This is a genomic window from Streptomyces sp. NPDC047042 (assembly GCF_040644035.1).
Lineage (GTDB): Bacteria > Actinomycetota > Actinomycetes > Streptomycetales > Streptomycetaceae > Streptomyces.
Map to the genome: position 1 here is coordinate 1 of NZ_JBEYVP010000094.1, position 6,585 is coordinate 6,585.

Sequence of the window (6,585 nt, forward strand, 5' to 3'; positions counted from 1 at the left end):
CCGCTCGTGCCGCCGGTGATGAGGGCGCGCTTGCCCGCAAGACGAGTCATGTTCATGGTTCCTTGCCGAGTAGTAAGGTAAGTCGTTGGACTCACCTCTTGAAGGTAGCCCCCGCATCGCTCTCATGGCAAGTCGATCCACTTACCTAAAATTCCTGGAGAGACCTGACAACGCCGGAGAGGGTGGTCGGAACCGGCTCAAGGTCATGTCGCCGCAGTCCGCGAGGGTTGGGCGATAGGTGGCCTTCCCGAGGGGGTGGCTCTTCGGTAGTGAGCCGGCGGCAACCCTGGCGGTCGTGCACGGCGTCGACCCGGCGTCGAGTCGAGTGCGCAACATCATCGCCCCGCAGGGCTGCCGCACCGGCCCCCGCACCCCACGCAAGGGACCGAAAGTCGCGCGAAGTAGCTCACCCTCTCCGTCGTGCACTGCGAGGCGCGCGTCATCACCGCCGCATTCGGCCAGGCCGAAAAGCCGTGACCCGAAGCGCCGGCGGTGCTGGGTGGTGCTGGTCGACGGCGCCGAGCGCCAGTTGGAGTTGCCCCAGGGGGAAGCGACCGCCGGGGCGTCACGGTCCAAATCTTGCAGGTCATCGAGACGTTGTGGGTGAGTGCGCGCGGTCTTTGCGTGCCGCCGAGTCGAACCCTGGATCGTCCAGTTCAAGGCCGAGCCCGTACTTCCGGTCGATCCTCGTGCGCACCGCATCTGCCGCCACAGATCCGAGAGGTCTCTGCGAACAGTGGCACCGACGCCAGTGTCAACTGCCCCGGCGAGAAACTCGACCGGTCATCAGCCGGATATGGATGCGTGAAGTCCTCGTCGGCGAAGACCACATGCAGCCGGTCCCGCGCCAGTATCGCCGGCGTCCCTCTTGGTTGCGTCGCCCGCTCCACCCGAACCGTCATCGGGGGAATCCGCTGGACACTTGCCGGACGCATCGACGCCGTCCATCGCTCGAAGTCGAGGCCGCCCCGCCAGTGACTGGCTGACCATCACCGGCGACCGCCGTCACCACTCCGCCAAGATCACCATCAGAGTCACAGCATCGACTTAAAGGTGTTGCGCAAGGCTGTGAGCTGGGCTTTCCCACTAGGCCCGATCCGGCGCACCGGCCTCAACGTCTGAAGTGGTCGCGGACTGGTGATGCCCAGGCGGGGCGATGGTTCGGACGAAGTCCCGTCGCGACCAGAAGGCAAGAAGTCCATATTCGCTCCCCAAAGTCCAACCTGCTACGACGCAGGCGGATGAGATAGAAGAGCACGCACCAAATGGTTGTGATAACCGATCGGTGCGGCTACCTTGGCTCGAACTTCACTTGACTGCACTGCTTCGCGCAGTGCTACCGGGATCGAGGCACCATGTACGAGCAGGACACCGACGCCCCCGCCCCGAGCGAGGTGCTGGCGCGATTCGTAGGACTTGGACTCTTCACGGGCGCGCCCCAACACGAGAACTTCGCGCGGATGGCGGAGATCCTCCCGTCTGCGCGGATGGAACCGTCGAGCCAGCCTCGCGAGTGGCCTGCCGGTGAACCTGTGGAGGCTCCGACGACCTACGTCTTCGATGGCGAGGACCGAACCTTCGAGGAGTTCTTCAGCGCGACCGACACCTCGGCGTTGTTGATGTTGCAGGCCGGCAAAGTGCGTTACGAGCGCTATGCGCTGACCGGAGGTACGCAGGTGCCGTGGCTCTCGGCGTCAGTCGCCAAGAGCTTTGTGTCCGCCCTTGTCGGCATTGCGATCGACGAGGGACACATCGCCGGCGTCGATGACCTGATGAGCGACTACCTGAGCGTGCAACCTGGCTCGGCCTACGATGGAGTCTCGATCAAGGACGTACTGCAGATGTCCTCGGGCGCCCGCTGGAACGAGGACTACAGCGATCCCGAATCGGACATCTACGGTCTCTCCCTCGCCATGACGGGGACGGGCTCGCTGGAGTCGTTCGTCGGAGCGATGTCCCGCGAAAGTGAGCCCGGAACGATCTGCCGCTACAGCTCGGGTGACACCCAGGCGCTGGGACTCTTGCTCATCAAGGCAACGGGCAGGTCGGTGACCGACTACATGCAGGAGAAGCTCTGCGAGCCTCTGGGGATGCAATCGCCCGGGTACTGGATCGTCGACGGGGAGGGCGCCGAGGCCACCTTCGCCATGTTGAACCTGACGGCACGCGACTTCGCGCGCATCGGCGAGTTGTACCGCAATGGCGGTCAGGTCGACGGCGCGCAGGTCGTTCCAGCCGAATGGGTCCGCACGTCCACGACAGTTCAGGCGCCTCACCTGGAGCCCGGGAAGCCGATCGTCGGCGACCACCACTTCGGACTTGGTTACGGTTACCAGTGGTGGTTGCCAGCCGGCGACGACGGCGAGTTCAGCGCCATCGGGGTCTACAACCAGTTCGTCTACGTGGACCCCTCGCGCGAGGTGGTCATCGTCAAGCTGAGCGCGAATCACGAGTATGGAACCACCCCGGACGAGTCGACCAACCGCGATCACGAGACAGTCGACTTCTTGAGGGCGCTGGCGCGTCAGGTGTGACCCTCATCGAGGTCCCTACCCCTGGGTGCCTTTGATCGGAACGTGGTGCCGGTGGCGACTAGCCGGCACCACATAGGTCCGGCGAAGACTGCTGCTGGTCGGCTCAGACCCAATCAAACAACGCGCGACCTCGTCTCGTGGCAGGGTTCGTGTCACTGCCGAGACGCTGGGTAAGGGAAGCGCAGGCGGGGGTGCTCTGATGCGCTCACGCCGCCTGGTGCGGAACTTCGAGACGCTGCCCGCCAGCAGCGAGGAGGCTTTCATCATGGTCATGAGCCGTCGCCTCGCCCGCCCGGCTTTCCAGCGGCGGTAGGAACAGTCACGGTGCTCGTACGCCCCGTAAGCGCGTTCCTCTCTCAAGCATGCGAAGCGGCCAAGCGCCTGTCCGCCGACCGGCCAAGGGCAGTGCTCCGAGTTGACGCGTTGGCCAAGAAGCTCCCCAAGCGGGCCTGGTGGAAGCTGTCCGCCGGGGCGAGAGGCAAGGGACAGCGCTCTTTTTGCGACCGGGCCCACATCGATCTGCCAATCGCTGGGTCCGGCCGCCACCACCTGCTGATCCGCCGTAACAGAGCCACCGGCGACCCCGTGCGATAGGCAGTCACACGTCGGTGACAGCGAATTGGTTCCACGCAGAGGACGCGAGCGACTGCGGCAACAGGGCCTCCTGGTACTCGGTTGGGATCGCGCCCCAGATCGACGGCCTGGCTGACGGCGGCTATGCCGAACTGCCCGCCGGGCACTTCTCCGTCTGGCGGCGACTTGCTGCTGGAACTGGCCAGTGCCCCCGGCCGTCTCATCGTCCATTCGTTGGGTCGCGCCAAGGGTTCGGATATCGACGCTGCCGCTGAGGGTCCTCGGGGCGATGGCCGCGCTCTACGGGCGCCTGGCCACAGCTCACACCTCCAGCACCAACCGCTCTCCTTCCGGTGCGCGCGAGACGCAGGGCAGCATGGCGCCCTCCGCACGTTCGGTGGCCGTGAGGCGACGGTCACGGTGATCGACATGGCCGTATGCCACCTGTACTCGGCAGGTGCCGCAGAACCCCTGGCGGCAGGAGAACGGCAGGTCCGGCAGGGCCTCGTGGAGAACATCCAGGGCGGAGCGGTCGTACGGCACCGGTAGAACCCGTCCGGTGTCGCCCAGTTGAAGTTCGAAGGGGCGGCCGTCCGTGATCGGGGGCGGGGCGAACCGCTCGTAGTGCAGGGCTGACGCGCTGCTGGCACCGAACGCGCGCCGGACGCCGTCGATCATGGGCGCGGGCCCGCAGCAGTACACCGCACCCGCCGCCGGGCTCGAGCTCAACAACTCGGCTGCTTTGGGTACGCCGGACTCGTCGTCAGGACGGACGAGGACCCGGTCAGGGGCTGCGGCTGCGAGTTCGGCCAGCTCTGCCGCGAAGGGCATCGAGGCGCGGCTGCGGCCGGTGTGCACGAGCCTCCAGTCCAGCCCGCGTCGGGCGGCTTCCCGGGCCATCGGCAGGATCGGGGTGATTCCGATGCCGCCCGCAATGAGCAGGAGGGATGCTTCGGCAGCGAAGGGGAAGGCGTTGCGGGGCGCGGTGACGGCAACCCGCGCACCGTCTTCGAGGGTGTCATGCACCTCGGCCGAACCGCCTTTGCCGCCTGCGATGCGGCGCACTGCGATGCGGTACCGGTAGCGGTCGGCGGGGTCGCCGCACAGGGAGTACTGCCGCTTGCGGCCGGAGGGCAGGCGCAGTTCGATGTGGGCGCCGGGCTGCCAGGGCGGGAGTATCGCCCCGTCGGGTGCTTCCAGCCGCAGGGAGATGACATCTTCGGCTTCTTGGTGCCTGGTGGCGACCACCAGTTCCCGGATCACCGGCGTCTCGGTGGCCGGCGGGCGCCCAGGAGGAGTGCTGCGCCGCGCGAGGCGCGTGACCGCGTGGTCGCTGAAGGCCGCCAGCTTCTGCATGAAGGAGTCGCCGCGCGGTCTGCCGTACAGGTCCGGCGGCCGGGTGACGGGTGTGCTGATGTCCATGGGGTGCCTTAGTGATCGTCGGCTCACCGGGCAGCCGCTCGGGCGGCTGGGGAGGCCGCCAGGTAGGCGATCGCCTGCTGGGTCGAGCCTTCCTGGGTCGGGTGGTAGCCGGGGCGGAAGTAGCGCAGCACCGAGCGGGTGAACGCGCCCGGCGGGGGCAACAGGTCCTTGCGGGCCGCGGCCAGGTAGTCGCGGAAGCGGGCCTTGACCCGATCGTCGAGTTCGGGGTCGGCGCTCATCAGGAAGCGGACTCCGCGGATCCACAGCCGGGTCAGCACCGGAGCGGTGACGAGCATGCCGACCACTCGGCGCCGGTACTGGGGATCGAGGTGCACCAGCAGGTCGAACGCCACTGAACGGTGTTCGACCTCCTCCGCGCCGTGCCAGCGGAACAGGTCCAGCATGGCGGGGTCCGCGCCGGCCTGGTCGAGGTGCCCGTTGCTGAGAATCCAGTGACCCAGGTACGCGGTGAAGTGCTCGAAGGCTGCTATGAGGGCGAGCCGTTGGAGGAGGTGCGCGTGTGCGGCGGCCGGTGTCAGCTCCGGCCGGTCTGCGAGCACCCTTCGGAAGATCCATTCGGACTGCAGGGTGTACGGGGCCGGGTCCAGCCCCTTGGTGAGCAGGTGCTCCAGGACCTCTTGGTGCGCCTCGGCGTGCACTGCTTCCTGGCCGATGAAGCCGCGTACGTCCTCGCGCAGCCGGTCATCGGTGATCAGTGGCAGTGCCTGCTCGAAGGTGCGCACGAACCAGCGTTCGAGTTCGGGGAGCATGAGGTGGAGCACATCGATGGTGTGGGTCGCGAAGGGCTCGCCCGGCAGCCAGTGCAGCGGGGTGGCGCTCCAGTCGAAGGTGACGTCCCGGGGTTGCAGCACCAGGTCGTGGTGGTCGATGGGCTCGGACGGACTCTTCTGGTGGGCATGTGCGGCTCGGAACATGACAGGTTCCTCTTCCATCAGCGATCGAAGTGTGGGGAGGGGCGGTCAGGCAGTCGTCCAGTGCTGCCGGCCTGTTGGTCTGTCAGATCGGGTGCGCGATGTGGTCCGGAGTGCGGCCGGAGCCGTCTTCGATGCTGTGGGCGAATTCCGCGATCCGGGAGGCGACCTCCTCGGAGTGGCTGAGCTGAACCCAGTGCCCGGCGTCGATCGGGCGCCGTTGTATCTGGTGCGTCCAGTGCTCCACTCCGTACGACAGCACCGGGGTGACGCAGAAGTCGCGCGTGGGGATGATGAGCTGAACCGGGACGGTGGTCGGCCGGTCCCGGGGACGCAGCAGGCGGGGCAGCATGTTGGCGCGGTAGAGCGCGGTGCCGGACACGGCGTCGCGGACCAGTGTCGGCGCCGGGTAGGCGGTGTGCCCGGGCATGTGTTGGGAGCCGGTGAGGAAGGCGCGCCAGCGGTGTCCCAGTGCTCTCCAGGTCAGGGCCGGCAACAGCGGAAGGTGGAAGAAGGCGATATACCAGGACCGCGCGGCCTGCCGCAGCATCTTCCGCAGATCCGGATGCCGTGGCCGGACGCGGGCCCGGATCAGGTGGCCGACGTGGTCCAGGCAGGGGCCGGAGATGGAGGTGAACGAGGCGATCCGCCCGGGCAAGCGGGTGCCGGTGACCGACTCCCAGGAGTGGATCGATCCCCAGTCGTGTCCGACCAGGTGCACCGGGCGGTCGGGGCTCACCGCGTCGAGAACCGCCTCCAGGTCGGCTTCCAGGCGGGACATCCGGTAGGCGCGCAGCCCCCTGGGCCGGTGGGAGGCACCGGCTCCCCGCACGTCGAAGGCGGTGACGTGGAAGCGGTCGGCCAGCCGCTCGGCGACCGGGTGCCACACGGCGCTGGTATCCGGATAGCCGTGAACCAGCACCACCGCGGGAGCCGTGGACGCGCCCCACTGGTAGGCGGCCAACTCCACGCCGTCCGCGGTGATCCGGTGGGCGGTCGGGCCCGTCATCGGCCACCGTCGGCAGGGGCCAGTTCGCCGTAGTTCAGACCGCCGTGGAAGAAGCTGGGCCGCACCGGCCAGTGCCGCTTGAAGGTCGCCAGCTCCGAGGAGGGCAGGATCTGCA

Annotated in this window: 4 protein-coding genes; 1 reads left to right on the forward strand and 3 read right to left on the reverse strand. The window is 67.6% G+C overall.

Features of this window, described 5'->3' with window-relative positions; all coding sequences use genetic code 11:
- Positions 1–1,355: 1,355 nt before the first annotated feature.
- On the forward strand, positions 1,356–2,534 hold the full coding sequence (locus tag ABZ855_RS47935) for a serine hydrolase (protein WP_360820271.1): 1,179 nt from the start codon (positions 1,356–1,358) through the stop codon (positions 2,532–2,534).
- 894 nt (positions 2,535–3,428) lie between these two features.
- Here ABZ855_RS47935 and ABZ855_RS47940 read toward each other — a convergent pair.
- From ABZ855_RS47940 to ABZ855_RS47950, 3 genes are all read right to left on the reverse strand, one after another.
- Positions 3,429–4,529 carry a PDR/VanB family oxidoreductase gene (locus ABZ855_RS47940; RefSeq protein WP_360820274.1) on the reverse strand — a complete coding sequence of 367 codons (1,101 nt, stop codon included), beginning with the start codon at positions 4,527–4,529 and terminating at the stop codon, positions 3,429–3,431.
- Between the two features lie 23 nt (positions 4,530–4,552).
- Positions 4,553–5,464: a metal-dependent hydrolase gene (locus ABZ855_RS47945; RefSeq protein ID WP_360820277.1), complete on the reverse strand. Its 912-nt coding sequence runs from the start codon at positions 5,462–5,464 to the stop codon at positions 4,553–4,555.
- Positions 5,465–5,546: 82 nt separating this feature from the next.
- Entirely contained in the window at positions 5,547–6,470 is a 924-nt protein-coding gene (locus ABZ855_RS47950; RefSeq protein WP_360820280.1) for an alpha/beta fold hydrolase, read from the reverse strand.
- Positions 6,471–6,585: the final 115 nt, after the last annotated feature.